The 313-nt window shown below is 63.3% G+C and carries 1 protein-coding gene; it reads left to right on the forward strand.

Features of this window, described 5'->3' with window-relative positions; translation table 11 throughout:
• The coding region (locus BK665_RS34095; RefSeq protein WP_185076773.1) for a DJ-1/PfpI family protein at positions 1 to 313 on the forward strand (313 nt) is incomplete at both ends.

A 313-nucleotide genomic window follows, 5' to 3' on the forward strand; every position in this document is an offset into this window, starting at 1 on the left:
GGGCCATGGCCTGACCCCGGCGTTCGAAACCCGCCTGGTCAGCCCCGACGGCAAACCGGTCAACAGTTTCAGCGATGTGATCATGCCGGTGGACGGCGGCCTGGAAAACGCCGACATCATCATCCTCCCGGCGTTCTGGGACGATTTCGATACGCTCTGCAAACGTTATCCACAGGTGCTGCCGTGGCTGCGCGAGCAACACGCACGCGGCGCGGTGCTCTGCGGTGAAGCCACCGGAGTGTTCTGGCTCGCCGAGGCGGGCTTGCTCGATGGCAAGGAAGCGACCACTTACTGGCGTTTCTTCAACGCCTTC

Origin of the sequence: Pseudomonas frederiksbergensis, from assembly GCF_003732665.1 — a bacterium.
GTDB classification, from domain to species: domain Bacteria; phylum Pseudomonadota; class Gammaproteobacteria; order Pseudomonadales; family Pseudomonadaceae; genus Aquipseudomonas; species Aquipseudomonas frederiksbergensis_G.